This window comes from Synechococcus sp. PCC 7502 (assembly GCF_000317085.1).
Taxonomy (GTDB): domain Bacteria; phylum Cyanobacteriota; class Cyanobacteriia; order Pseudanabaenales; family Pseudanabaenaceae; genus PCC-7502.
The window spans coordinates 899,577-925,518 of sequence record NC_019702.1; the positions used below are offsets into that span (position 1 = coordinate 899,577).

General features: G+C 41.2%; 26 protein-coding genes, 1 tRNA gene and 2 pseudogenes. 13 read left to right on the forward strand and 16 right to left on the reverse strand.

The features are described 5' to 3' along the window. Positions 1-139: 139 nt before the first annotated feature. From SYN7502_RS04425 to queA, 6 genes and pseudogenes are all read right to left on the reverse strand, one after another. On the reverse strand, positions 140-1,393 hold the full coding sequence (locus SYN7502_RS04425; protein ID WP_246828966.1) for a DUF262 domain-containing protein: 1,254 nt from the start codon (positions 1,391-1,393) through the stop codon (positions 140-142). A gap of 26 nt (positions 1,394-1,419) precedes the next feature. Beyond that, positions 1,420-2,238, reverse strand: a pseudogene (locus SYN7502_RS19255) (IS1 family transposase). 34 nt (positions 2,239-2,272) lie between these two features. After that, complete coding sequence (locus tag SYN7502_RS04435; protein ID WP_246828967.1) at positions 2,273-2,713, reverse strand: DUF262 domain-containing protein; 441 nt, start codon at positions 2,711-2,713, stop codon at positions 2,273-2,275. Between the two features lie 4 nt (positions 2,714-2,717). Further along, entirely contained in the window at positions 2,718-3,692 is a 975-nt protein-coding gene (gshB, locus tag SYN7502_RS04440; RefSeq protein WP_015167683.1) for a glutathione synthase, read from the reverse strand. 1 nt (position 3,693) lies between these two features. Next, positions 3,694-4,191, reverse strand: a complete 498-nt coding sequence (locus SYN7502_RS04445) for a pentapeptide repeat-containing protein (protein WP_015167684.1) — start codon at positions 4,189-4,191, stop codon at positions 3,694-3,696. Positions 4,192-4,220: 29 nt separating this feature from the next. Beyond that, complete coding sequence (gene queA / locus SYN7502_RS04450) at positions 4,221-5,249, reverse strand: tRNA preQ1(34) S-adenosylmethionine ribosyltransferase-isomerase QueA (protein ID WP_015167685.1); 1,029 nt, start codon at positions 5,247-5,249, stop codon at positions 4,221-4,223. Between the two features lie 276 nt (positions 5,250-5,525). On the opposite strand from queA, the gene SYN7502_RS04455 reads away from it, so the two are divergent. Continuing rightward, on the forward strand, positions 5,526-5,729 hold the full coding sequence (locus tag SYN7502_RS04455; protein WP_246828968.1) for a hypothetical protein: 204 nt from the start codon (positions 5,526-5,528) through the stop codon (positions 5,727-5,729). 37 nt (positions 5,730-5,766) lie between these two features. Here the strand turns inward: SYN7502_RS04455 and SYN7502_RS04460 are convergent, their stop codons facing one another. The 4 genes from SYN7502_RS04460 to SYN7502_RS04475 form a co-directional block, all read right to left on the reverse strand. Next, on the reverse strand, positions 5,767-7,509 hold the full coding sequence (locus SYN7502_RS04460) for a M61 family metallopeptidase (protein ID WP_015167687.1): 1,743 nt from the start codon (positions 7,507-7,509) through the stop codon (positions 5,767-5,769). A gap of 14 nt (positions 7,510-7,523) precedes the next feature. Continuing rightward, entirely contained in the window at positions 7,524-8,375 is an 852-nt protein-coding gene (locus SYN7502_RS19260; protein WP_015167688.1) for a pentapeptide repeat-containing protein, read from the reverse strand. Positions 8,376-8,450: 75 nt separating this feature from the next. Next, positions 8,451-9,290, reverse strand: a complete 840-nt coding sequence (locus SYN7502_RS04470) for a pentapeptide repeat-containing protein (RefSeq protein WP_015167689.1) — start codon at positions 9,288-9,290, stop codon at positions 8,451-8,453. 61 nt (positions 9,291-9,351) lie between these two features. Beyond that, positions 9,352-10,146 carry an LmeA family phospholipid-binding protein gene (locus SYN7502_RS04475; protein ID WP_015167690.1) on the reverse strand — a complete coding sequence of 265 codons (795 nt, stop codon included), beginning with the start codon at positions 10,144-10,146 and terminating at the stop codon, positions 9,352-9,354. A gap of 116 nt (positions 10,147-10,262) precedes the next feature. On the opposite strand from SYN7502_RS04475, the gene SYN7502_RS04480 reads away from it, so the two are divergent. Together SYN7502_RS04480 and SYN7502_RS04485 are read left to right on the forward strand one after the other, a co-directional pair. Further along, complete coding sequence (locus tag SYN7502_RS04480) at positions 10,263-11,360, forward strand: pentapeptide repeat-containing protein (protein ID WP_015167691.1); 1,098 nt, start codon at positions 10,263-10,265, stop codon at positions 11,358-11,360. Next, a complete protein-coding gene (locus SYN7502_RS04485) occupies positions 11,335-11,700 on the forward strand; it encodes a hypothetical protein (RefSeq protein WP_015167692.1) in 366 nt (121 codons plus the stop codon). Before SYN7502_RS04480 ends, SYN7502_RS04485 begins: the two co-directional genes overlap by 26 nt. Before the next feature lie 32 nt (positions 11,701-11,732). Here SYN7502_RS04485 and SYN7502_RS04490 read toward each other — a convergent pair whose 3' ends face one another. Next, positions 11,733-12,971, reverse strand: coding sequence for a lipid-A-disaccharide synthase-related protein (locus SYN7502_RS04490; RefSeq protein ID WP_015167693.1), 1,239 nt, complete (start codon positions 12,969-12,971; stop codon positions 11,733-11,735). A 441-nt stretch (positions 12,972-13,412) separates the two neighbouring features. Between SYN7502_RS04490 and SYN7502_RS04495 the strand changes: the two genes are divergently transcribed. Beyond that, entirely contained in the window at positions 13,413-14,318 is a 906-nt protein-coding gene (locus SYN7502_RS04495; protein WP_015167694.1) for a 4-hydroxyphenylpyruvate dioxygenase family protein, read from the forward strand. A 42-nt stretch (positions 14,319-14,360) separates the two neighbouring features. Here SYN7502_RS04495 and SYN7502_RS04500 read toward each other — a convergent pair whose 3' ends face one another. Together SYN7502_RS04500 and tsaD are read right to left on the reverse strand one after the other, a co-directional pair. Then, positions 14,361-14,930 carry a biotin transporter BioY gene (locus SYN7502_RS04500; RefSeq protein ID WP_041429891.1) on the reverse strand — a complete coding sequence of 190 codons (570 nt, stop codon included), beginning with the start codon at positions 14,928-14,930 and terminating at the stop codon, positions 14,361-14,363. Between the two features lie 104 nt (positions 14,931-15,034). Beyond that, positions 15,035-16,060 (reverse strand): tRNA (adenosine(37)-N6)-threonylcarbamoyltransferase complex transferase subunit TsaD, encoded by a 1,026-nt coding sequence (tsaD, locus tag SYN7502_RS04505; protein ID WP_015167696.1) that lies wholly within the window; start codon positions 16,058-16,060, stop codon positions 15,035-15,037. Positions 16,061-16,101: 41 nt separating this feature from the next. On the opposite strand from tsaD, the gene SYN7502_RS19575 reads away from it, so the two are divergent. Together SYN7502_RS19575 and SYN7502_RS04510 are read left to right on the forward strand one after the other, a co-directional pair. Next, the gene (locus SYN7502_RS19575; protein ID WP_144050172.1) at positions 16,102-16,284 is read left to right on the forward strand and encodes a hypothetical protein; all 183 of its coding nucleotides are present in this window, start codon (positions 16,102-16,104) and stop codon (positions 16,282-16,284) included. 5 nt (positions 16,285-16,289) lie between these two features. Then, positions 16,290-16,775, forward strand: a pseudogene (locus SYN7502_RS04510) (DUF29 domain-containing protein). 271 nt (positions 16,776-17,046) lie between these two features. On the opposite strand, the gene SYN7502_RS04515 reads toward SYN7502_RS04510, so the two are convergent. Further along, positions 17,047-17,120, reverse strand: a tRNA-Met gene (locus SYN7502_RS04515). A gap of 220 nt (positions 17,121-17,340) precedes the next feature. On the opposite strand from SYN7502_RS04515, the gene rpsT reads away from it, so the two are divergent. After that, positions 17,341-17,640 (forward strand): 30S ribosomal protein S20, encoded by a 300-nt coding sequence (gene rpsT, locus SYN7502_RS04520; protein ID WP_015167697.1) that lies wholly within the window; start codon positions 17,341-17,343, stop codon positions 17,638-17,640. A gap of 46 nt (positions 17,641-17,686) precedes the next feature. Then, positions 17,687-17,935 (forward strand): DUF7219 family protein, encoded by a 249-nt coding sequence (locus SYN7502_RS04525; protein ID WP_015167698.1) that lies wholly within the window; start codon positions 17,687-17,689, stop codon positions 17,933-17,935. Between the two features lie 17 nt (positions 17,936-17,952). On the opposite strand, the gene hisA is transcribed toward SYN7502_RS04525, so the two are convergent. Next, positions 17,953-18,723, reverse strand: coding sequence for a 1-(5-phosphoribosyl)-5-[(5-phosphoribosylamino)methylideneamino]imidazole-4-carboxamide isomerase (gene hisA / locus SYN7502_RS04530; RefSeq protein ID WP_015167699.1), 771 nt, complete (start codon positions 18,721-18,723; stop codon positions 17,953-17,955). A 254-nt stretch (positions 18,724-18,977) separates the two neighbouring features. Here hisA and SYN7502_RS04535 point away from each other — a divergent pair, with 254 nt between their 5' ends. From SYN7502_RS04535 to glgP, 3 genes are all read left to right on the forward strand, one after another. Continuing rightward, entirely contained in the window at positions 18,978-19,907 is a 930-nt protein-coding gene (locus SYN7502_RS04535) for a COX15/CtaA family protein (protein ID WP_015167700.1), read from the forward strand. 41 nt (positions 19,908-19,948) lie between these two features. Further along, entirely contained in the window at positions 19,949-20,905 is a 957-nt protein-coding gene (locus SYN7502_RS04540) for a heme o synthase (protein ID WP_015167701.1), read from the forward strand. Between the two features lie 147 nt (positions 20,906-21,052). After that, positions 21,053-23,638 carry an alpha-glucan family phosphorylase gene (gene glgP, locus SYN7502_RS04545; protein WP_015167702.1) on the forward strand — a complete coding sequence of 862 codons (2,586 nt, stop codon included), beginning with the start codon at positions 21,053-21,055 and terminating at the stop codon, positions 23,636-23,638. An 83-nt stretch (positions 23,639-23,721) separates the two neighbouring features. Here the strand turns inward: glgP and dcd are convergent, their stop codons facing one another. Beyond that, a complete protein-coding gene (gene dcd / locus SYN7502_RS04550; RefSeq protein ID WP_015167703.1) occupies positions 23,722-24,303 on the reverse strand; it encodes a dCTP deaminase in 582 nt (193 codons plus the stop codon). Between the two features lie 169 nt (positions 24,304-24,472). Between dcd and SYN7502_RS04555 the strand changes: the two genes are divergently transcribed. Beyond that, positions 24,473-25,048, forward strand: a complete 576-nt coding sequence (locus SYN7502_RS04555; RefSeq protein WP_015167704.1) for a Uma2 family endonuclease — start codon at positions 24,473-24,475, stop codon at positions 25,046-25,048. Between the two features lie 3 nt (positions 25,049-25,051). Further along, entirely contained in the window at positions 25,052-25,873 is an 822-nt protein-coding gene (locus SYN7502_RS04560; protein ID WP_015167705.1) for a DUF362 domain-containing protein, read from the forward strand. Positions 25,874-25,942 lie beyond the last annotated feature (69 nt).

Here is a 25,942-nt window from a genome sequence, read left to right on the forward strand (position 1 = left end):
CGATCCTAGGTTTTGGAGTTTGCGATCGTTAAGATTTAATACAGCCTTTTAATGATTTAGGAATGGCTACGTTGGGCATAGCCCTAAACATCAGTGCCACCTGTACCCCGAATGGAATTATTAATAATCTGGAAATCTCTTACACAAAAAAGTCTGACCTCCAAATATGAACTGCTCGTTGTGCTAAGTATCTTTGCCTTGTAGTAAGTGTATTTGGGTGCCATTCTTCAGCCAAAACATTTTTTGTTAGTGTGTAAACGCTCTGCTGATAAACCGTTCGCTTGATTGGATAAAGCTCATTTCCTACTTGACGATTAAGATGAGGCTCCAAAGGAGTTAGGTTGCCAATGCGGTACACCATTTCTTCTATTTGAGCATCATTGAAGCTCTGCCGCCATTCACTACCTGGCGATTCAGGTAAGATATGTTCAATAGAAAAACTATCTTCATTGACCTCTATATGTGACGCATCTAACTCAAGCTTGAACAGAATATATCGTACTAACTTCTTCTTTTGTCCTTTTGTAGAGATTGATAGTAAAGAGAAGTCTTGTAAAAACTTTTCATCCGAAACGTAAACTGATCTGAGGTTGTCAAAAACCTGTCTGGGATTGATTATTTCACCATTTGTAATTGCAATTGCAACCTTGCTATAAAGTGTCTCTAATTCATTAGGATTTAGACTACTAACAATGGTATAGCGGAAAGAAAGTACACATACAAGTTTTAATAAGCGAGTAAAGTTTTCGCGAGAAAACCTTGCGTATGCAGAAAATAGAGATGGATAAGCTTGCTTGACCCTAAATAGCTCAAGTTCACGAATATAGGGCTGATTCTCTGGAGTATCTCGCCAGAACTCGTCATTAGAATTACTCAGAGCAATAAAAAGATTGCTGTAATTTTCCAGTTGATCAAGTAATTCAAATGCTTGTTGAGCATTCTTCACAGACTCACGAACAAGTTTAAATAGTCGTTCACGTCTCACACGAGTTTGTTTAAGGCTAAGGTAGTAACGGAGAAACTCAGGAAATTTCTCCATTTGTACCGTACTGATAATTCTTCTCCATTGCCTTTGTGCCTCTTGTAGATCGTCTGGTCCTTGAAACAGGGAAAACAGGTAATTCTTGAGTAAATCTGTGGAACTTAATTCTATACCTCTAGCATTCAATGTCTCAAACACTGTATAAGCATTCAATTCATCCTCAACGTTAATCTGAATAAAAAGTAGTCTTTGAGCAACGGTATCTGTTAAAAATTCAGTCAGCATTTCCCCATTCTGGACAACATCTTGAAGTTCCTCTAAATGATTTGAGAAATATTCAAACGCCTGCCAGAGTAATTGGTTAGATGTTGAAAGCGATCTGATATTAAGTGGCTTTCTAAGATTAATCAAATTGCTTTGATAAAAATGGTAGTGCGTCAAAGTAAAGTAGAGTAGGTGCAAATATTATCCCAAGTCCACTTTCTATTGGTTAAATTAGCTCTCTGGGCAGCAGTTGTCTTTTTTCGAGAGTGAATCCATATCCAATTAAAAAATGTGACTAATAATCTGACTGCTATTTCAGTCCACTCCCATAACTTGCTGAATTTATGCTGTCGTCGATGAAATCTACCTGTCTGTTGCCTTAAAATACCATTCGTCCTCTCTATTCTTTGAGTGCGATCTTTGCCGATATAGTGTTCTACATATTCTGCCAACACTCTCTCATATCCTCCCCACCCATCAGTATTCCAATGCTGGCAATCGGTCTTTCCTAACTATCTCCTCAATTAATTCATCCGTATGTTTTCCTACTCTTGCCGCTAAAATCAATCCACTATCATTACCTATGCTTACCCCAATCCAACAGTCTCCTGACTCAAGTTCTGTTGGTAAGCAGTTTTTCTGTTTTTTCCTACGAATGACCACATTTCATCACTACTGATTTCTTCTGTCTCTACTGCTTTAACTTCTTGGTTATGAACCATTTGGGCTTTCTGTGAGGCTTGTCTAATTATGCTAACCACTGTGTTATATGCTAATCCACTCAATCTTGCTATACCTCGTAAGCTTACTCCTTCACTTTGGCTTTGCAGGACTAAATGAATCTTTTCTGCATCTATATGCCGATGATAGTAAATCGTATCCAAGGTCTCCACAAATGTCTTCTTACATTTAGGACATTCATACCTGACGTTGCCTTTGCTGGTTGTACCATGTCCATAAACTTTATGATGTCCACACAATAGGCATTCCATGTCTTTATCTACTATCTCTTTTCTCTATACTACCTCATCTTGATGCACTACCATAAAAATCATTATTATTTTCGTTCAAAAGCAGCTTACTTGAGTAACGAAGAGAACGTGGATCTCTATCGCTAAGATAAGTACGTTTGAGAATTTCTTGTCGTTCTTGATTAGCCTCCTTTTGCACTTCTCGCTCTACTAATTTTTGAATCTTATCAATAATAGCGATCCCCATAATACTGAGAGTGGCTAACCTTTGTTGCCCATCTATAATCGTAAACGCTTTGTCTGAAGTGTTAGAGCTTTGCAGAACAAGCGCACCCATATAATGGCTAGAATCATGGTTTATATGGAGTCCTAGAATATCTTGCCAAATATCCTCCCAATTTTCCTCATTCCAAGAGTAATCACGCTGGAAAGGTTGCACTCGGTAAATCTTGCCATTACCGATCAAATCGCCGAAACTGGTAGTGCGTGTGTCCAACAGATTAATTCGAGCCATAAGTACTTCTTTCGCCCAGCCATGTAATCACCTGATCCGCCAGTCTTGTACCATTAAGCCGATCGATTTCTCTGATGCCCGTTGGACTAGTAACATTTACTTCCGTGAGGTAGCCCCCGATGACATCAATTCCCACGAAAATCAAGCCATCTTTTTGTAAAACAGGAGATAGCTCGCGGCAAATCTCTAGCTCCCTTGGGGTAATCTCAATTTTTGCCACACTACCCCCTGCTGCCATATTGCCCCTAAATTCTCCCGAACTAGGAATCCGATTCACTGCGCCAATGGGTTCGCCATTTAATAAAATAATGCGCTTATCTCCTGCTTGGGCGGCGGGTAAATACGCCTGTACCATGACGGGAACTTTGCCAAATTTGGTACTGATTTCGATGAGGGAGTTAAGATTGCGATCACCTACAGTGGCAAATAAAATTCCTTCTCCACCCTTGCCATCGAGGGGTTTGATTACAGCCTCGCCCTTTGCTTGGATAAATTCTTTAATTGTAGATTTGCTACTAGAAACAATGGTCTCTGGGGTGCAACTAAATTGCAAAGCGTAAACTTTTTCATTGGCGGAGCGAATGCCTTTAGGAGAATTAACAACTAGGGTACGACTCGGATCGACGTAATCCAAAATATATGTGGCATAGATATATTCCACCGTAACAGGCGGATCGGGGCGCATCCATACCACCTGCATATTTCCCAATGGTTGATAGGAGCCTAAATCTTCCTGATACCAAGGGGTTTGGGTATTCCATTTGCCATTGATTAATTCAACGGGATAGATATGTACTGGCTCTAAAAATGCTTGAGCTTTGCCATTGACAATACTCAAAGATTCTTTACTAGTTACAAATACCTGATGCCCCTGCCCACAGGCTGCTTCCATCAATGCCACACTGGTATCGTGGGTGGGATCGAGCTTATGGATGGGGTCGATGATAAAAGCCAATTTCATATTAATCTTCACATTCCAAGGTTTCTCTGGTGTCTCTCCCTGTAACTGGGTTAGTACCCTTAGCCACTTTACATAGCAGTGATCGAGTAGTGTTGCGGAGGTCAACATCGGAAAAATCGGCACCATCAATTACCGTCCCCACAAAGGAAGTGCCATAGACAAATGCCCCTTCTAGTACAGCATTGGTTAAATTAGCTCCATTCATTCTGGCTGTATCTAGGGTGCTATACCGCAGATCCGCTCCCGTGAAATCCGCAGCAGTCATATTGGCACCAAATAGACTAACTCCCGCTAGATTGGCATTGCGAAAATTAGCATTGTGCAGATCGGTTTTGTTAAATTGTGATCCCTGTAGCGCTTGCCCCGAAAAGTCTGCTCCCGCAAGAATGCGCTTATCAAAATCTTCGGCATACACAGGATTAATATTTATATTTAATGCGATCGCTAAGACGACCAAAAGTAACGCTAATATCCTAGTCAAAAATGAGTTTAAGGGCATAGTTAAAAGTATCTGCTAATACTGTTATTTTATCGCCAAATCAGCATGGCATCACCAAAGGAATAGAATCGATAATCTTGGGCGATCGCTTCTTTGTACAAGTCTAATAATTTCTCTCTGCTATTTAAAAAAGAAGCAACCAACATCATCAAACTGGACTTGGGTAAATGAAAATTGGTAATTAGTCCATCTAAAACCTGCCATTCATAGCCCGGGTAGATCATTAATCCTGTTTTACCTTTATAGGGCTGGAGCTTAGTTGTTTCCAAGGAACGGGCTGTCGTGGTACCAACCCCAATAATTCTGCCACCTTTTGCTTTAGCTGCTTGAATGGCGGCGATCGCGGTGGGGGAAACTTCGATCCATTCTTGGTGTAAATTGTGCTGGGTAATATCCTCGACTTCTACAGGACGAAAGGTGCCAACCCCAACATGCAGGGTGATGTAGGTATGAGCAACTCCTATATTGATTAATTCATCTAGTAATCTTTGGGTAAAATGTAGTCCTGCGGTGGGTGCGGCGATCGCTCCTTGGGTTTGGGCATAAATGGTTTGATATTGATCGGGTGTGGATTGCGAGTTAGTAATGTAAGGTGGTAACGGAATTTCTCCCAGTTCTGCCAGCATTTCCGTAAAGGTTTGGTCTGGGGGCAGTTCAAATAATAATTCTCTACCTTTAGTCACCTCATCTGTTCTAATTACTCTGGCTTTGAGGCGATCGCTAAATCTAATTTCACTACCCACAGGTAAACGCTTACCCGGTTTTACCAATGCTAACCACCGATTTAAACCCACAGGTTCGATTAACAAAATTTCGACGGCAACACCGTTAGGTTTTTGTCCATATAAGCGGGCGGGAATGACCTTAGTATTATTTAAAACCAATAAATCATGGGGACGCAGTAATTGGGGTAATTCATAAAAATGTCGATGCTCAAGATTACTAGCACCAACTACCATTAACTTTGAAGCATCCCTAGGCACAACTGGATTTTGGGCAATGCGATCACTTGGTAGCTCATAATTGTAATTACCAAGGTAAAGGTCAGAATCTATCATTTAAGTCTATAAAGGCTATTGAGCAGAACTTGGTTTTCGTGGGATAAGAGATGTGAGAGTATCAATGCTTGAATTACTAAGTATCATGGAACATAGAATTAGCAGATATAATGGGGTTATAGCAATAGAAATTTACACATTGCTGACAAGAAACAGTGGTATATAAAGAGTAAGGCATAAACAAATTTTAAGTTTGGGCTAACTTAATCAGCCGAATTACAGACAAATTACAGTCATTCTAAAAAATCTCCAGAGACATTTCCAATGCAATATTTAATGACGGATCTTCATCAGCGATTTATCGGATCACTAAATCGTAGTACTCCCCTTGTGATTGGTGAGACTCTTGAAGTTGGTGAACCCGACTCAGTTAAATCCTATACCGTGGTCAGTATTGATGCCTCCCGTAGTCGTGATCAAAATGTTAAATCTGTAACCGTAATCGTTAATTCCCTCTCTTCAACTAAAGCTGTGGAATAAAGTGGAATAAACATAAGGAATGGAGTCGCAGTATAGATTATTCACCCAACCATCCCCGTAAATTCTCCTGCTGGATTAAGTTAGGTTTTTTGATCTGAGAGACCAAAAAGCGATCGCATCTAGGATTTTCTAACTTTAAAAGCACTTGTTTTAACTGATCTTGTTTAAATAGGGTAATCGTAATTTCCGTATTTGCTTGGAAGTCTTGGAGGCGATCGCTAAAGGATTCAGGGGTAACTCGAAAGTTATTGATTGCTAAAATTTCATCATTGGGATCAATTCCTACCAGTTGAGCAGGAGAATTTGCATCCACAGATTTAACCACAGCCGTACCATTGTTAGAACGCACGGATATACCCGTATAAACTGACTTTTGGGCATAGCCAGAATATAACTCTATCCCAAACGGCTCAAAGTAGTAGTTATAATCTAGCTCATCGGTCGTATAGATATGTTTTTCTAGGAAATCCTGAAGATTACTACCCGCAACGGTGGCAATGACTTCATATAAATCTGCTTCGGTGTAGCCAATTTCAGCTTCACTATTAAGATTACCATCCGGATTACCAAACTTCTGCCACAGCGATCGCATCACATCATCTAAAGAACGGGCATGGTTACTAGAGATACGAATGGCTAAGTCCAGCAGCAGTGATACTAATTCACCTTTTAGATAATAGGAAATTTGACTGTTAGGGCTATTGGCATCAGGGCGATAGAGCTTAATCCAAGTATCAAAACTAGATTCATATAGTGACTGCACCTGCCGACCAGGGGTATTTTGCAGCCTTGTAATTGTTTCGCCCAAATTTTTCAAGAACTGTTCTTTGCCATAAACTCTTGCCCTGAGTGGGATAATCTGGTCATAGTAGCTAGTTGCACCCTCGGCAAACCACAAAGAGGTCGTATAGTTTTCTTGATCGTAGTCATATTTCTCTAATGCTTTTGGTCGAATCCGTTTAACATTCCAAGTATGGAAAAATTCATGGGCAACAAGATTCATAAACTTCAGGTATTGATCGCCCCGAAAGTTAAACCTTGGATAGATTAAAGAACAGCAATTGCGATGCTCTAACCCCCCGTAGGCATTGGATAGGTGCAGAATAAATACATAGTGATCGTAGGGCAGTCCACCAAATAAATCAGCTTCAGTGGTAATAATTGCCTTAGTGTCCGTTTCAACCTGAGCCATATCCAGATTGCCTTCACCCCAAATAATAAGCTCATGGGGCTTACCTTGGACTTCAAACTTGACTTGGGTATGTATGCCAATTTCAAAGGGACTATCCGCTAAAGTATCGTAGCGATCGGCAAAAAAGACAGATGGCTGATACTCAAAATGCGGTAAGGCTGTGGCAATTTGCCAGTTCTCACTCGGTAATACTATCTCTACGGTAAAAGAATGATCCTCGTGGTGGGGAACAAACATAAACGTAGCTGCGCCATTAAAATAGCCGTGACTAGCATCTAAATGATTGGTACGAACGGTTAGCTCATGAGCAAAGATTTGATAACTAATTTGGCATGGTTGCTTAGAGGTGTGAACTCGCCAATGATTTTTGGTGATTTTTTGCCAGTTTAAGTTTTTACCATCAAGATTGATCGCATTAAAATTTTGAAGATGTTTGGCATATTCCCGCACTAAATAGGAACCAGGAGACCATACGGGTAGGTGTAAATCTATAAACTCCTCTATCCATTCGGAAATAGTTAACTGCACATTGAATAAATGATTTTCTGGTTGCGGCATGGAAACCACATACTGCCAAGGCTGGGACATAATTTTAACTATTCTCAAGCATGAATTGAACCATCTGGCATTACTGCCCCAGATAAATCAGCGTTAGTTATATTTGCCCCCGTAAGATCAGCTGATGTTAAGTTTGCCCCTACTAGGCTTGCTCCTACCAAGTTAGCGTTACTGAGGTCGGCAGCATTTAACTTGGCATTACTCAAATCAGCATTAGTTAAATTAATACCCCTTAAAACTGCCTGACTCAGGTTTGCCCCCGTGAAGTTTGCCAAATTGCCATTAGCTCCAGTCAAAATAGAGCCTCTGAGATTAGCATCCCTCAGAGTTGCCCAGCGCAAATTTGCATTAGTTAAATCCGCATCACTAATATTCGCCGTATCGAGATTAGCCTCGGTAAAACTAGCATCAGATAGATCCGCCTCAGCAAGGGTGGCTTGAGTTAGAATTGCTAGGGATAAATTAGACTTATATAAAGACGCAGACCTAAGGTTAGCGGCGGTAAGATTGGCACCACTCAGATCAGAAGTACTAATGTAGGCATTCCCCAAATTTGATTCTTTCAGTACAGCTCCCCGTAAACTGATCCCACTTAAAATGCTACTACTCAGATTAGCAAGGGTGAAGTTGGTACCACTGGCTAAAGCTTCACTCAGATTGGCTCCATTTAACTGAGCAGAATTAAAATTGGCTCCAACTAAATTAGCTTTATGCAAAACAGCCCAATTCAGAATGGCACTGGCAAGATTAGCTTTACTTAAATCTATTTTTGCTAAAAATGCCCTAGTTAAATCAGCACCACTTAGATCAATTAAAGAAACCGTATGCAAGCTGCGCCAATTATTCCACTCAGTAGCGCCTCTAAGAATTATGCTAAGTTGTGATTTATCTGACACGGCTATTTGGGGTTGGAGAAGGTAGTAATTACTTTAGTTAGCATAATACCCCAAGCGTATAGGTTTAATTAATTACTAATTATGAATTTTACCATCGGGCATAATTGTGCCACTGAGGTTAGCTCCACTGGTATAGGCGGTTAAAAAAAGTGCAGATGTCAAGTTAGCTTCGGTTAAATTAGTTCGAGCCAGACTAGCAAAACTTAAATCCGCATTACTAAGGTTGGCATTACTAAGATTGGCATTATTAAAATTGGCTTTTGTTAAGTTGGTTCCACTTAGATCGGCTCCACTTAGATCGGCTCCACTTAGATCGGCTCCAACTAAGTTTCCACCCGACAGATTAGCTTTAACTAGTTTGGATTCAGTTAGGTTAGCATTACTAAAATTTACTTTGACTAAATCAGCATTAGTTAAATTAGCTTTAGTTAGATTTGCACCTTCAAGGTTGCTATTAGATAAAAATGCTTTGATTAAGGTTGTTTCACACAAATTAGCACTACTTATATCTGCCATACTTAAGTAGGCTTCATTTAAGTTTGCTTCACTGAGATTAGCACCGACTAAATTGGCTCCACTTAAAATGGTACTACCCATGTTTGCCCTTAACAAATTTGCTCTTGATAGGTTTGATTCACTAAGATTGGCACCGATTAAATTGGCAGTGGAGAGATCAGCCGCACTAAGGTTGGCGCAACTCAAATTAGCCATACTTAAAATCGCCATTTTCAGGTTTGCTTCTCCTAGAAAAGCTTTGTAAAGATTTACCCCACTGAGTCGGGCAGTACTGAGGTTAACATCAAAAAATTTTGCTTCGCTCATATCAATGTAGGTGAGGTGGCTATTTTCCTCACGCCAAGCATTCCATACGGTTGCTCCTTGTTGTAGTATCGCAAAGAGTCGTTTATTTGCCATTTGCAGTTCCCTAATTGTTAATTACATTGTATGTATTTAGAATCAGTCTAAGCATAGATGTCTAGTTACTTCTGGGTATCTCCATGCGGGCAAAGCCAATTAGCTGCAATTGTGAATCTGTAACTTCTAGTTTTAAGATGCGTGCATATATACCTGATGATTCCAATGCACTAAAATCTAGGAGTTTATTTATGCCCTGTGCCAAGGTATTGGTAATTTGCTCTGGAACTTTGATGCCTTGGAGGTTGATTGTGGGTGATAGTAGCTCGATACGGGTGCTATCCACCAGAGCAATCTTTGCCTCGATCGCAATTTCTAGTCCAGATTTTGGGTTGCTAACGGGCTGAAGGGTGGCATTAACGCGCAGACGGTTATCTTCTAAAAAGGTGACTTCGGGATTAACTAAATCAAATTCCTCAGCCCTGGTATTATTCCCTGTGGTGGGAGAAAGACTGAGTTTAATACCTTGAAAGGATTTGCTAATAGTGGGCGATCGCAGTGCCTGATTAATATCTGCGGCTTTTAAGATTACCCTTACGGCGGCTTGGGCGGGAGCAACTAGCTTTAACTGTCCAGACTGGAGGAAAGCAGGATCAATACTAATGGGGTCAGATTCTAGATCAACGGTATCAATGCGGAGAAATGAGGATAGATAAATACCTCGACCAGCAAGGCGCACTCGATCAATTCTGCCCTGAAGTAGTTGATAGTTGGGAGTATTATCTAGTCTGACTTCCAGTTGATCCGCTCGTACTAGTTGTCCCCGTAGCGCATCAGTAATCAGGCGATCGATCACAACTCCGGGCGCACCTGCTACTCCTAATAAACCCGTAAGAACTGCTGCAAAAATTTCCATGATAGTAGCAAGTAAAATCGCTGAACTTAAGATCGCTGAACTATAGTCTATCCTTTGATGGGGTTTTCTGTTAGATTTTTAGAGTCAGAATAATCCCACTCTAATATCACTCTACTTTGGTATCTGCCCCCCGTCTCAAGTTATTAGTCTTAGTTATTGCTAGTGGTTGCATTGCGATCGCCATCTGGGGTTTAGTAAGCGGCAGTCGTCAATGGGTTTTACCTGCCATTGGGGTAGCTAGCGTAATTGTATTACCGATTTTGATCCCTGCGATTGGTAAAGGCTTAGCTAACTCTCCTCTAGGTAAGCATTGGGATGTGAGTTTGGCGGCGGCGATCGCTTCGGCGGGACTAGTAATATTTGGCACCTTGACTAAGCTGGATGATGCCTTTTGGATTTGGTTTAATGGGTTGCGTTGGGATGCGCTCGGTGCCGTGGGGCAGATTTTAATTGCGATCTTGGCAGTGTGGGTGGCATGGCGGCAAAATGAGATTTCCGAAAAACTAACGGGACAACAAAACTCAATTACCCAGCAGCAAACCATAGATACTTATTTTCAGGGTATTTCGGACTTGATTTTAGATGCCCAAGGACAAATGGAAGACTGGCCCCTAGAACGGGCGATCGCCCAGGCAAGAACTTCAGCCTTGTTAGGTAGTTCCGACGCTGACGGGAGAGCTAAAATTATTCGATTTTTGTCCAGTGCAAATTTACTAGCTCCTTTGAAACGGGATGGTTTATTAGGGCGGGCGATTTTAGATGGCTCTGGGGGCTATGTGGTGGATTTAGAGCATGGGGTGCGGGTAATTAACTTGGGATTAATGTTGGCGGGCAAGGATATTAGCAATTCCGATCTACGCTATGTGGATTTGACGGGGGCAAATTTTATTAAAACTAACTTCAGTGGCTGTAATCTGACGGGGGCAAATCTGTTTGGGGCGATTTTATGTCGTGCCAATATGCGGAATACGGACTTAAGTAAAGTTAGTTTTTTCTGTGGTGATATTGCTACTGCTTCCCCCCGCGATCGCCAACATCTACCTAATTTTGTTACGGGTGAATATACTGGGGCTGTGGTCGAAGAAGCAGATTTTAGCTATGCTAAAGACCTATCTGATGAAAATCGCCAATATCTTTGTGCATGGGGTGGAAGTAAAACACGGCGGACAATTGCAGGAGGATGCCAAGGTGTACCAAATCGGTTGGGTAGGTAAGGGTTTAGTTATCGGTTTATGTTTAATGGGCATATCTTTGCCTGCGATCGCTGAAACTTCAGTAAGTCCATCTGGTTCTAGTATTACTAACGATGCTAACAATATAAAAAATAATGAAGACATACCCGAAGAGGTGTTACGCACAGAAATTTATACGGAAGCCCGATCGCCAGTAGATGGGAGTTTACTAAGTGCGGCTGAATATATTGAACTAGGTGAATCTTTAAAGCAATCGATTGAGAATATTCCACCCAGATTTTTGGTGTCTGACAAACTGCAATATTTAATTGATTTGTTAAAGCTGCGCAAGCTAATTCGGCAGGTTGTGCCTTTTTTCTAAAGGGAAAGCTACAGGAAGATTTTACTATGGTTTCAAGCCAAAATATACTTGGCAATGCGTTGGGCGGCTCCCGCTTCTCCCATGCGTTCTTTCCCATTAATTACAGCAATTTGAAAATAATCAGGGTTATTCAGCAGTAGGGCGATCGCTTCATTAACTTGGGTGGGATTTTCCACTAAGATTATCGACTGTCCTAATAATCTGGCTTGATCTCGGGCAAAACTGGGCGTAAATTGCGGACCTCTACCCATAATGGTAATTACAGGCTTACCTAATCCGACTAATTGTTCCGTGGCAGTACCAGCCATCGCCAAGCCCAAGTGCGCTAAATGCAAACAATCCCCATATCCTTGGGTGACTAAATGCAGTTTGGCAAGATTTTGGACATAGGTATGCAGATCGAGCTGTAGCCAGCCCTTTTGGATTAATAGTTCTCCTAATTTTTCTAGGGCTAAATCAGGGGCGATCGCCGCTAAAAAGTTAATTGGTTCAGTCAGTTTTCGCATAATCCCTTGAATTGCTACTAAAAGCGTAGCCCAGTTTTCATAAGCCTCTGGGGTGCGAGAACCGGGTAAAATTGCCATGACCCATTCTTCAGACTTAATCCCTAAATCTAAGCCCGAAGGCTCTAGTCCATCCATCATCGGATTACCCAAATACTGCACAGGTAACTTAAATGAATCTTGCAAAAACTCGGCGGTGAGTTGATCCCGTACAAATGCAGCTTTACAGTGACGATTGGAGATTAGTGATCGCTCCCACGGATAAAAAGTAGAACCACCCAAGGGTTTAGGAACATTTGCTAATTTGCCATGGCGATCGCGCCAGTAATATTCAGATTTTGCCGTGGCTATAAATACATAATTACAACCGCCCTGCCAAGTGGGTAACCATGCCAAAACTAAAGGTACAATATCTCCGACAGCAAGGATAAGTCTTTGGGGATTTTGACAAGACCATCGCCAAATTAGTTGTAACTGCCGCCAAGTTAGTCCAATTAATCCGCCCCGTATATCCTTTAAAAGCTCTTTACTATCCATACGGCTAAAGCCCCCCGTCGGTAATTTTTGCGTAATTGGTAATTTGGGGTTAACTTCTGTAGCGATCGCAATCTGAGCAGACCGATAGGCATGACCAACTCCAACTAGGGGCAGGGCGGTAATTGATAGTCGTTTAGGTTTGAGTGCTGATAATTCCGTACAAACACGAGCGGCAATTTGATCTTCCCCATGTCCATTGCTGACACATAAAATTTCAGTTATTTCCGACATTTATTTTAGGCTTTAAGATTTTAGGTTTTAATTTTTGATCTTGATTTTTGATCTTGATTTTTGATCTTGATTTTTAATACTGAATATTAATTCTGACAGTCTTTTGTCGGTTTCTGTACTATAGCAATCCTAAACGGATTGAGTAGGTGGGGGGTGAAACCATTTCACAAATCACTTGTGACCAGCGTGGTTCAAATCTAAAAACTCTCCTAAGCTAGAAACCTTGTGGGGGGGGTGAAACCATTTCACAAATCACTTGTGACTGCTATACAGTTGAGATTGAATGAATTGATATTTTGCAGGCTTTTTATACCTTAGAACGGACAAGCTACCATTAGAATACAAGCTAGGACTGTATATCACCTAAGCCCAAATATCCCAAATATAGGATTAAGTCAGGAATAAGCCCAAATATTGCCTCTGAAAAGTTCTAAGAGAATTATGAAATCGACAAATTTACTGTATATTCACCATGTCAATTTCTATGTTCAGGATGCAGCTTTTTGGCAGAAGTGGTTTGAATTTTGCTTAGACTTTCAAGCGATCGCCACCACAGATAGTAATCACACGCACACGATCATCCTCCAACAGGAAAAAGTCCAAATCCGAGTTTCTCAGGCATTAAATCGGCATAGTCCCGTAGCAAAATACCTAGAAAAGCATCCCCAAGGCATTGGTGAAATTGGCTTTGCGGTCAAAGAACCGGCACCTAATTTAATCCCACCGTGGGGAGATATCATACATACCTTTGTGCCATATTCAACTGTAATTGAGCAAAATCAAAAAATTTACCAAAATCAAGAGTCTAGTAATTTATTTACAGCGATCGATCATGTCGTGGTTAATGTTGCTGAAATATCCTCCACCGCAGCTTGGTACGAAAATATGGGTTTACACCAAGGCGATCGCTTTACAATTCAAACTCCATATTCTGCCCTGCGTAGTGTAGTTATGAAATCAGTAGATCATGATCCAACTCACCCGATTCAAGTTCCGCTTAATGAGCCATCCACACCCAATTCCCAAATTCAAGATTTTCTAAATTATAATAACGGCGCAGGAGTTCAACACTTAGCCCTACTGACCGATGACATTTCCGCCACTGTCGCTAAATTAAAGCAACGGGGCATTGATTTTTTAGAAACATCACCACCAATTTTAATCGAACGGCAAAATATCATTTCAGGACAGACCTTGATGCAAATTTTTACTAAGCCCATATTTAATGAACCAACTTTCTTTTTAGAAATTATCCAACGCCAAAATCTTGCCCACGGGTTTGGAGAACGAAATTTTCAAGCACTATTTGAAGCAGTAGAACGGCAACAACTTCTTAAAACTGCTTAAAGTCTATATTTGAGGTGATCTAAAGGTGAGTTGATCTAATATCTAATACAAAAGAATCAACCGCAGCAGGTAAGAGAGTAAAGCCGTAGTGCAAACTATTAAGAACTGCCCAGGTATTTTTTGGACTGAATACTGCATCAGGTTTTCAGCAAAAGGGAAAGGATCATCTGAAGTACCAGTTAATAGTCCCAGCAAGATCAGATAGATTGCGCCCACAAGGTGAATGACGATTAATCCTAACGTACAAATTAGCGTGAGTTGAGTGAGAGTAACTTTACCCTTGCCCTTAAATGCTAGAAATCCACAAAGATAGCCCGCAGGCACAAATCCTAAGAGAAATCCAAAGGCAGGCGATCGCCAGTAGTTAATCCCACCACCTTGGAAAAATACCCCATAGTCCGTTAGTCCCAGAAATAAATACATAACTTGGGCAAACATCCCCGCATTCTTCCCTCCAACACATCCCGTAAGTAGGACAGCCCCAATTTGTAAGCTGACATTAATTGGTTGAATTGCTAAATTGCCACCAATGATATAGCCCTGTAAAAACGTCGCCCCCGTTGTTAGGAATAGTCCTATTACTGCCCACAGGGTTTGGAGAAGATTTTGCACAGAAAAATTATTAACTACTGAAACTTTATTTGAGACTTTCACATGATAGTTCAACTCAGATTTTTTAGAAATTTTACCTACAACCTAAACCAGACCCCATAGATTTAGTGTATGGCTTGATACAGGCTTTGACTCTCGGTGATGTCCATACGAGCATACGATCGCAAACTTAAATCCGAAACCTCTCCCCGTTTTAGGTGCATTGCGCCAGCACAACCAATCATAGCGGCATTATCTGTACATAAAACCAAGGGCGGAAATACTAGGTGCAGATTGTGAATTTGTGCCAGATGATTTAAATGCGATCGCAACGCTGAATTAGCAGCAACCCCACCTACAACCACGATCGTACCTAGATCATTTTCTACAGCACAGTTAATTGCCCTTGTACTTAAAGCCAATGCCACGGTTTCTTGAAAACTAGCAGCAATATCCGCCACAGGAATCTCTTCTGTAAATTTTTCAGTTTGGCGCAGTACCGAAGTCTTTAAACCACTAAAACTAGAATCGTAGGGAAAATTAGGAATATGTCCTTGTGGAAACTTAAAGGCTTTGGGATTTCCTTGTTTTGCCACCTGATCAATAGCAGGTCCACCAGGATAACCTAGTCCCAGTAGCCGAGCCACCTTATCAAAAGCCTCTCCCGCAGCATCATCACGGGTTCTACCCAAAACTTGGTATTGTCCGTAGTCTTTTATTAAAATTAAACTGCTATGTCCACCCGATACTAATAAACATAAAAATGGTGGTTCTAGGCTTGGTTCCGCTAAGAAGGCAGAAAAAATATGTCCCTCTAAATGATGTACGCCTATTAGTGGTTTCTGATGAATTAAAGACAGAGTTTTAGCGGCGGTCATGCCAATCATTAATGAGCCAATTAGTCCGGGGGCAGCAGTTACAGCAATGCCATCTATTTCATGCCAAGTTAATCCTGATTCCTGATATGCCTGAGCGATCGCATAATTAATTGTCTCCAAATGATTCCTAGCCGCAATTTCTGGTACTACTCCACCAAACTCCGCATGAATTTTAATCTGGGAGGTAATGATGTTACTAAGAATCTGGCGATCGCTCACCACTGCGACTGCGGTTTCATCACAACTGGTTTCAATTGCTAATACTGTAGCCATGCTATTAAGCTTTTAAAATATAGATACTACATTAGACTATTGTGACAGTAACTATTTACAAAGCACCTCAACTGCATAAACGCGAGAAATTTCGGCAAAATGGTTTTCAGGGTGTTAGTCAGGGATACATTTCAGGGCGATCGCTAATGATAAAGATTTTACACCTATGGCATGGTAGGTCTGGTTTGTTATGGGTATGTATCTGTAAAGTATTGCAGGCTTGAACATAATGCTTGATTCCAAGCTGGAACTGTCAGTAAAAACTAGTCCTGATTTAGCTACTGATTTATATGAAGTTGACTTTTATACTTGGACACAGGAGCAGTCAGCACTATTAAGGCAAGGTCAATGGCAATCCTAGGACATAGAGAATTTGGTGGAGGAAATTGAGTCATTGGGTAATCAGCAAAAACAAGAACTTCGCAATCGTTTGGGTGTTTTGATCGGACATTTACTGAAGCAGGAATTTCAACCCCAATTGCGCGGTAAAAACTGGCGGTCAACCATTATCGAACAACTGGATCGCATCACACTGCATTTAAAGGAAAATCCCATCTTAAAGCCCTATCTCAATCAAGCCATAATTGATGCCTATGAAATAGCTCTTGCTTTGGCTGTGCGAGAAACACCTCTTGATTATCCAGACTTACCCTCAGATTGTCCCTATGCGACTAACCAAATCCTCGAACCACAATTTCCAGAAAATTTGCAATGACACTAACTTTTTTACAATCTTTCTAACGCCAGATTAGAAATTGGATCGGTGGGATAAGGCGGGATTACTAGAAAACAGATGGGATAAGGGTTTTGATTTTTGGAGCCAAAATCCAACGCATCGCTGCAATCCATGTTGGGAATTTGTTTAGGACAATTGCTAGGACATTAAAAACTTATCATAAATAACCTTTGCTTACCCTAGACCGCCATAATGTGATCGCTTGAAATGCTTACCGAATATTTGCTTTAAAAGACTTGATATAAACTAATAGCAGCACCCGGAATTGAACCGGGGACCTACGGATTATGAGACCGTCGCTCTAACCAACTGAGCTATGCTGCCGCAAAAATAACTTTAATTTAAGTTGGGATAGTATCATAAACCATATCATAGCCTATTGAAAAATATACTTTAGGAGGAAGTAAACTTTTTTTCTAAAAGTAGTTTGTCAACCAGTTAAATTTTTGATATTGGCTGATTAGGAATTTATTTAAGAATTTAAGGCAGCTTTTCTAGTTAGTAATGCTACGATAATTAACGCTGTATTTTTTAACTTAAAGTCGTGGCAAATATCAAGTCTTCAGCAAAACGTGCTCAAATCAGTGAACGAAATCGTTTGCGTAACAAATCCTATAAGTCTGCTGTCAAAACTCTCATGAAAAAGTATTTTGATGCAGTGAATAACTACCAAACTGCTCCTGGGGAAGAGTCTTTGGAAACCGCAAACACTAAACTGTCTCTAGCATTTAGCAAAATTGACAAAGCTGTCAAAAATGGTATTCTGCATCCTAACAATGGGGCGCGTAAAAAGGCAAGATTAGCAAAAGCCTTAAAAGCTGTACAACCTCAACCAGTTTCGTAAACTCAGATTAAAATTAATCTAATCAACTATATACATAGCAAATCAAATGCCTGATCCTACTGGGAAAGATGAATTTCTGTATCCTACAGGTCGATTTTATGGAGATTTTTCGCCAGAGAAGCTCTTATTTGATGCGAATCTTCAAGAATTTAGTCATAGAGTCACAATTATATGTGCTTTGGAAAATGGGGGTAAAATTCCCCCGATTGAGGCATATAAGCAGATTAAGTTACTTTGGAAGCAGCTAAAAGTCTCAAAGAATAATTTGCTAACTGATGATGAAGATGAACTTTAGCTGAACTATACCTAAAATTAGGCGATCGCAGTTCCTAGCTCTGGAGGAACATCTTGCCATCTGCCATTACCTACGGCTCTAATTGCTTGTTTTAGATCGATACTGCCTGTATATATTGATTTGCCTAAAATTGCCCCAGTCACTCCTAACGGTTCTAGGCTCATAACACCAAGTAAGTCACTAATTGAACTAATACCACCAGAAGCGATAACTGGTACATTTATGTTTGTCGCTAAATGCGCTAGTGCTTCCAGATTTGCGCCTTGCATCGTACCATCACGATAGATGTCGGTATATATAATTCCAGCCACGCCGATATTAGTCATGCGTTTTGCTAATTCTGTTGCCACTACTTCAGATGTTTCTAGCCAACCCCTAGTCGCCACCTTGCCATCACGGGCATCGATCCCCACCAAAATTTGTTCTGGGAATTCAGCACAGATATCAGCAACTAGTTGAGGTTTTTCTACGGCGACTGTCCCGAGAATTACCCGACTAACTCCAGTTCCTAGGACTGCCAAAATGCTATTTCGATCGCGCAAACCGCCGCCAACTTGGACATGGATAGGAATTGAGCGGGCGATCGCTTCTATAATTTTTAGATTTTTAGGTTCCCCTTCCCTTGCTCCATTTAAATCAACCACATGAAGGTATTTTGCGCCCTGACTATACCATTGCTGCGCTACTTCCACAGGATCATCACCAAATATTTCTGATTGCTGATAATCGCCTTGATATAGCCTGACACAATGCCCATCTAATATATCGATCGCCGGAATTACATCCATCTTTACTTCTTTCCTTGATCCAGAGTGAACCGCACTACTTTGTTCTAATTCTTGATTAAAAATTTGATTAGAAAGCAGTATTTTATTGTAGCCAGATTTAGAGCCAAGCGTCTTGATTTAGTTGAGATATTTTCGATATTAATGAAGAAATTATTAAAACTTCCTAGGGACTCCTTAATATCTCTTAGTATGTGACCGTATGATTACTCATAGCTGTGTAATAATTCTTAGCCTAACAATTTTAACTTTTGCGAATGCTTGAATCCTTTAGCTCTGAACGGTCACTAGATTCAAATTCCCCTAATCTTCTAGTTTATATTCGGCGTTTAGTGATCTTAATGGCGATCGCTACGCTGTTTTTAATGGCATTAGGTAGTGCTACTAGAGTCATGAATGCAGGTTTATCCTGCCCTGATTGGCCCCTATGCTATGGCGAGTTTGTGCCTACGGAGCAGATGAACTTACAGGTTTTTTTAGAGTGGTTTCATCGCTTAGTTGCCTCCAGCCTTGGGTTTGCCTCAATTATTCTCGCAGGCTCAACTTGGTGGTTTCGTAAATCTTTACCCCAATGGTTACCTTGGTTTGGTCTGGGAGCCTTAATTCTAGTAATTATCCAAGGAGCTTTAGGAGCTTTTACTGTCACTGAGTTACTCCGATTTGATATTGTCACCGCCCACTTAGGCACGGGGTTATTATTTTTCTCTACACTAACGGTGGGTGCTAGTGCCTTATTTCCCTATAAGCCTGATGGCAATTCGGGTAAATTACCTTGGTTTAGTCTTGTCACAGCGATTTTAATCTATGGTCAAAGCATTCTAGGCGGATTAGTTGCTTCCCAGTGGGCATTGCATCAATGTTTGGCATATTCTAATAGCTTATGTGCGGTTATGAATAACCACTTATTAGGCATAATTCCAGTCTGCCTATCGGTCTTGGCTATTGGGTTTTGGTGCGCTTACAGTAAAAGTATTGACTCTACAGTTAAAGCTATGGGTGCAGTTGCCGTAGTTTTTTTATTTATGCAAGTGGCGATCGGCTTTGCTACCTATAAATTACACCTGCAAGTTGAGCCGTTAACAGTTGCTCATCAATCTGTCGGAGCTTTATTACTGGGGAGCATGATTATCCTGACGGTTTTGGGATTTCGCAGTCAAAATCATTCGGTTTCAGTTATTTCCAGTTAAACAGAGCAATAATTTAAAAATAAGCTTTAGGAGTTTGATCGATGCAAAATATAACCTATGCTGACCGTCGCAATCGGGACTTGTCAGAAATAGTACAAAGCTACTTTCAACTCACCAAACCTCGAATTATAGTTTTATTATTAATCACCACCGCAGGTGCAATGTGGATTGCCAGTGCAGGCAAGGTTGATCCCCTATTACTATTAGTCACTGTATGTAGTGGAGCATTAGCTGCCGCCAGTGCCAATACCATTAACTGTATCTATGATCGAGATATTGATTATGTGATGGAGCGGACTCGCAGTCGTCCTTTGCCTTCGGGTCGAGTTAGTCCTAGGGATGCTTTAATCTTTGCGATCGCCCTCGCCCTAATTTCCTTTAGTTTGCTCTATGTATTTGCAAATTTATTAGCAGCAGGCTTGGCAATGTCTGGGATTGCAGTCTATGTAGGGGTTTACACGATCTGGCTGAAGCGTTCTAGCACCCAAAATATTGTAATTGGTGGGGCAGCAGGTGCCATTCCACCTTTGGTTGGTTGGGCAGCAGTTACAGGTGAACTGAGTTGGGCAGCATGGGTATTATTTGCGATCATTTTTGTCTGGACTCCTCCCCACTTTTGGGCTTTAGCATTAATGATTAAAGATGAATATGCCAAGGTTGGTGTACCCATGTTACCTGTGGTTGAAGGCTGCGAATCTACCAGTTGGCAAATCTTGGCTTACACAATTTTATTAGTGCCAGTAACTTTACTGCTAGTTTATCCTTTGCACGTTATGGGTGCTGTTTACGGAATTACTGCTGTCAGCTTAGGTATAGTGTTTATTTTTAAGGCGATAAAGCTAATCAAAAATTCTAGCGATCGCCTTGCTGCCCGTGATGTATTTAAGTATTCCATTCTTTACCTAATGCTGCTATGTATTGCCATGGGAGTAGATAGTCTAGCGGTAACTGATAATTTACTAACTTACTTGGGCAGCAAGATTACTGACTTGATTTAATATCTGCAACCACAAATTAGGAAAAAGCTTAAGGAAATAGAGCAGGATTTAGTACTCTTAAATTTTGTGATCTAGAATTACCTAGTCATTACCTAACATTTTTGTCCAATATCCTTAAACATACATAACTTAAAGAACAGCAGAGCTATGCAGCCAATTCGTACATTTAACGTCACCCCTGCCATTCCAGAGAAGCTAGAACCTCTAAGAAAGCTGGCATATAACCTTTATTGGAGTTGGAACGTCGAGATCAAAGATTTATTTCGCCGCCTTGATCCAGAGCTTTGGGATGCAACCCGCCATAACCCTGTGTTAATGCTAGGTACAATTAGTCAAGAGCGTTTGCAAGCTGCCACCGAAGACGATGGGTTTGTGGCACAAATGGAGCGTTCTGCCCAACAACTAGATGATTATTTGGCACGGCGCACTTGGTATGCCCGTCATCGTTCCTGTGAAGCTGCTCCTACGGAATGCTATGCCTACTACTCCGCCGAATTTGGCTTAACGGACTGTTTACCGATTTATTCTGGGGGCTTAGGCATTTTAGCGGGAGATCACCTTAAGTCTGCTAGTGATCTCGGCTTACCCTTGGTGGGTGTCGGTTTGCTCTATCAAAAAGGCTACTTTGCCCAATACCTAAATCCCGATGGTTGGCAACAGGAACGGTATCCGATCAATGACTTTTTCAATATGCCCATTCATCTAGAGCGTAATCCTGATGGCTCGGAACTGCATATTAGTGTCGATTATCCCAACAGTAATGGCAATGGGTTTAAACCTGTCTATGCCAGAATTTGGCGCATTCAGGTCGGTTCGGTACCTTTGTACTTAATGGACACAAACATTGAACCCAATAACCAAGAAGATCAAGATATTACCGATTATCTTTACGGTGGCGATATAGATGTCAGAATTCGCCAAGAAATGATGCTGGGAATCGGTGGCACCAAAATGCTAGAAGCACTAGGACTAAAACCAACCGCCTATCACATGAACGAGGGTCACGCTGGCTTTTTATCTTTACAGCGTTTGACAAGCTTAATGCTAAATGATGGCTTGAACTTTAAAGAAGCAGCCCAAATGGCACAATCGACCCAGATTTTTACAACCCACACTCCAGTACCTGCGGGGATTGATTTATTTCCTGCTGATAAGGTTTGGTACTACTTAGGCAATTATTGCGATCGCCTGAAAATTTCCAAAGATGACTTTTTAGCCCTGGGCAGACTTAATCCTCAGGATCACAATGAGCCGTTTAGTATGGCAAACTTTGCGATCAAAATGGCAACCTATATTAATGGGGTAAGTAAGCTACACGGAGCGGTATCTCGCCAAATGTTTAATGGACTGTGGGATCAGCTACCAACGGATGAAGTCCCAATTACCTCTATTACCAATGGGGTTCATGCCCGCACTTGGGTACAGGAAGATACGCAAACCCTCTATGATCGCTATTTTGGACCTAGTTGGTCATCAGCCGATCCAGAGGATCAAAAAATTTGGGATCGCATCTCCACTATTCCCGATGAAGAGTTATGGCGGAATCACCAAAGAGCCAAGGCAAGATTAGTCGTATTTGCCCGTGAGCGGTTAAAAAAGCAGCTAAGTAAGTGGGGAGCATCATCGGCGGAAATTCAAGAAGCAGGGGAGGCACTAGACCCAACCGCCTTAACCATTGGCTTTGCAAGAAGGTTTGCCACCTATAAACGGGGAACTTTATTCCTGTTAGATCGAGATCGGATTAAGAAATTACTCTGCGATCGCACCCGTAAGCTCCAATTCATCATTGCTGGTAAAGCTCACCCTAAAGACACTCCGGGTAAAGAACTAATTCGAGATATTGTGCGTTTCAGTCGTGAACATGATGTCCGTCACAGTATTGTCTTTATTGAAGATTATGATACCTATGTATCTGGTTTGATGTTGGCTGGTTGTGATATTTGGCTAAATACACCTTTGCGTCCCCGTGAAGCATCTGGTACCAGTGGTATGAAAGCAGCAATGAATGGTTGTGCCAATATGAGCGTCCTCGATGGTTGGTGGGATGAGGCAGACTATGTTAAAACTGGTTGGCCCATTGGCTTAGGCGAAGAATATGATGACTTGTCTTATCAAAATCGGGTTGAATCTAATGCTATTTATGAACTTTTAGAAAAAGATGCTCTGCCTTTGTTCTATAACCGCACTGAAGATGGGGTTCCTAGAGGTTGGGTGGCAAAAATGAAGGAAGCTATTCGCTTAAATACCCCTTTATTTAATACTGCCCGTATGGTTAGAGACTATGCGATCGAGGCTTATATTCCCGCTAGCGATCGCTTTGTTCAACTCCATGATGATCATTATGCAAAAGCCAAGGAATTATCAATCTGGAAACAAAAACTGGAACAGCAGTGGCATAGTGTAGCAATTACTTCCATCGATATTTCTGAAACCTCAGAAGTTAGGGTTAACCAGCCGATCGCTGTCAAAGCTCAAGTATATTTGGGCGGATTGACCTGTGATGATGTCCAAGTTGAACTTTATCAAGGTGAAGTTGCCGAAAATGGTCATATTGTCAAAGGACTGGCAACAGCAATGACCTTGGAAACCTGTTCTACTGATGGATACGGGGTTTATCTAGGCGAAACTAGCTACACAGGTAGTGGCTTGCATGGTTTAGCTTTACGGATTTTACCTAAGCATCCTAGCCTAGCAAATGCCTACGAACCTCGTTTAATTCAATGGGCTAAATAAAGTAGTTAATTAGTTTAGTTAATTAATTCATGTCCCCTTTCCTAAAAATTACTTAGGAAGGGGGATATTGCTTAAATACAGGTTTAAACACGGGCGATCGTGACTACTTCCGTTTGATCTTGGTACTTACCCTGACGGGATTGATAACTGACTGAGCAGGGTTCACCTTCTAGGAATAGTAATTGCACAATGCCTTCATTGGCATAAACCCGACAATCAGCACTGGAAGAGTTAGAAAATTCTAGAGTTAAATATCCGCGCCAGCCTGCTTCCACGGGGGTAATATTAGCGATCACTCCTACCCTTGCCATAGTGGATTTTCCCATACAAATAGCAGTAATGTTATCAGGCATTTCCAAACGTTCCAAAGCAACACCTAAACCGTAGGAGTGGGCAGGCAGGATAAAAAAAGCATCTTTACCGTCTGTGTGGAGTTTGGCAGTTTCCAGATTATCGGGACTAAATCGTTTGGGATCGACGACTGTACCAGGTATATGCCTAAATATTCTAAATTCCTTGGGACTCAGGCGAATATCATAGCCAAAACTACTTAGACCATAGGAAATCACAGGATGACTATCTACAGAGCGTACCTGTGAGGGTTGAAAGGGTGTAATCATTCCTTTCTCAGCCATTTCTTTGATCCAGATGTCATTCTTTAACATAGTCGTTGATTGCTTATCCTGATGATTGTAGGTAAATTTTATTGGTTATCCTGAGCTTCTAAGCTTACAGTTAAGAATGGAATTACGGCAATAATTAGTGCCAGTAAATCTGGAGTGAAGCTCTGTAATAATTAGATCAAGCTTGAGCGATCGCTTAGAGGTAGAAACTATGGAAAGTCTGACTATTAGCATAGATACAATTATTGATCTTAGTGACGACAAGCTGTTTGAACTGTGTCAGCAACACTCTGAACTTAGATTTGAACGCAATGCTCAAGGGGATTTGGCAATTATGGCACCTGAAGGAAGTGATACGGGCAGAGTTAGCTTTGAGTTAAGCGGACAGCTTTGGAATTGGAATGAAAGGAAAAAACTTGGTGTAGCATTTGGTACTTCCGCAGGTTTTATTTTACCCAATGGTGCCATGCGATCGCCTGATGTGTCATGGATACTCAAAGAAAGATGGGAAGCATTAAGCCCAGCACAACAAGCAAAATTTGCCCCGATCTGTCCAGATTTTGTGATTGAGTTAATGTCCCCTAATGATAATTTGATAATTACTCAAACAAAGATGAAGGAATATCAGGATAACGGCACAAGACTGGGTTGGTTGATTAATCGCAAGGATCGGCAAGTGGAAATTTATCGCTTTGGTCAATCGGTGGAAATTCTGGAAAATCCTAATTCCCTCTCGGGAGAAAATGTCCTGCCTGAATTTAGCTTAAGTCTTGAGACGATTTGGTAAATAATGGCTTCATTAAATCTGAAATCTCATTTGCAATTTCAAAGGGATCAAGCGGTTAATGTTGCGGATACTAAAGATTTTGTTTATGCCCCTCCCCAACAAGCGATCGCTGCTAAAAGAATACTAGTTAAACCCAATTTAGGCTACCCTAATAAAGCACCAGTCACTGTGAGTATAAAGGTATTAGCAAAGGTCTTGCAGGGATTACGGGCAGCAAGTCCAGATGCAGAAATTCTGATTGTGGAAGGGGTATGTTCGGCTTTGTCTTTACGGGAAATATGCGATCGCCAAGGGGTAGGAAATTTACTAGATGAGGGAATGCAGGTTTTAGATGCGGATACATTGCCCTGTAAGGAATATCAGAATTTGCAGCCTAATCCTGTACGATTTAAAACTATGCTTGCACCTACTCTATTAGAGGAAGTAGATTGTCGGATTACGGTGGGGGCATTTAAGCGCACCATTCTCAAAGATGAGCCTTTAATTTCCGCTTCCTTAAAGAATTTGTATGGCTTATTTCCCCGATCGCACTATAAAGCTCGCAGTCCTAATTCCCGTGGGCAGTTGCATCGTCCCAGTGTGTCGTTAATTTTACAGGATGTGTATTTTTGTATTGGGCATTTATTTGATGGGGCTGTGGTAGATGGCGATCGCAAGCTGGAAAGTCTCGATTGGAAGCCAGATAAAGGGAAATCAGTAGAGTTGGGTAAGGTATTTTGGGGCAATGATCCGATTAGTGTGGATCGTAAAGCCTGTGAACTGGGGGGTGAAAAGATTCCGAGTTATTTAGAGGCGATCGACAATTTGAGGCAAAAGTTAAATTAGTTAAATTATTAGAGCGATCGCAGGTTTGCCTTAACTTCTCCTTAAGCCAGTCCCTCAGCTTTCTATGCT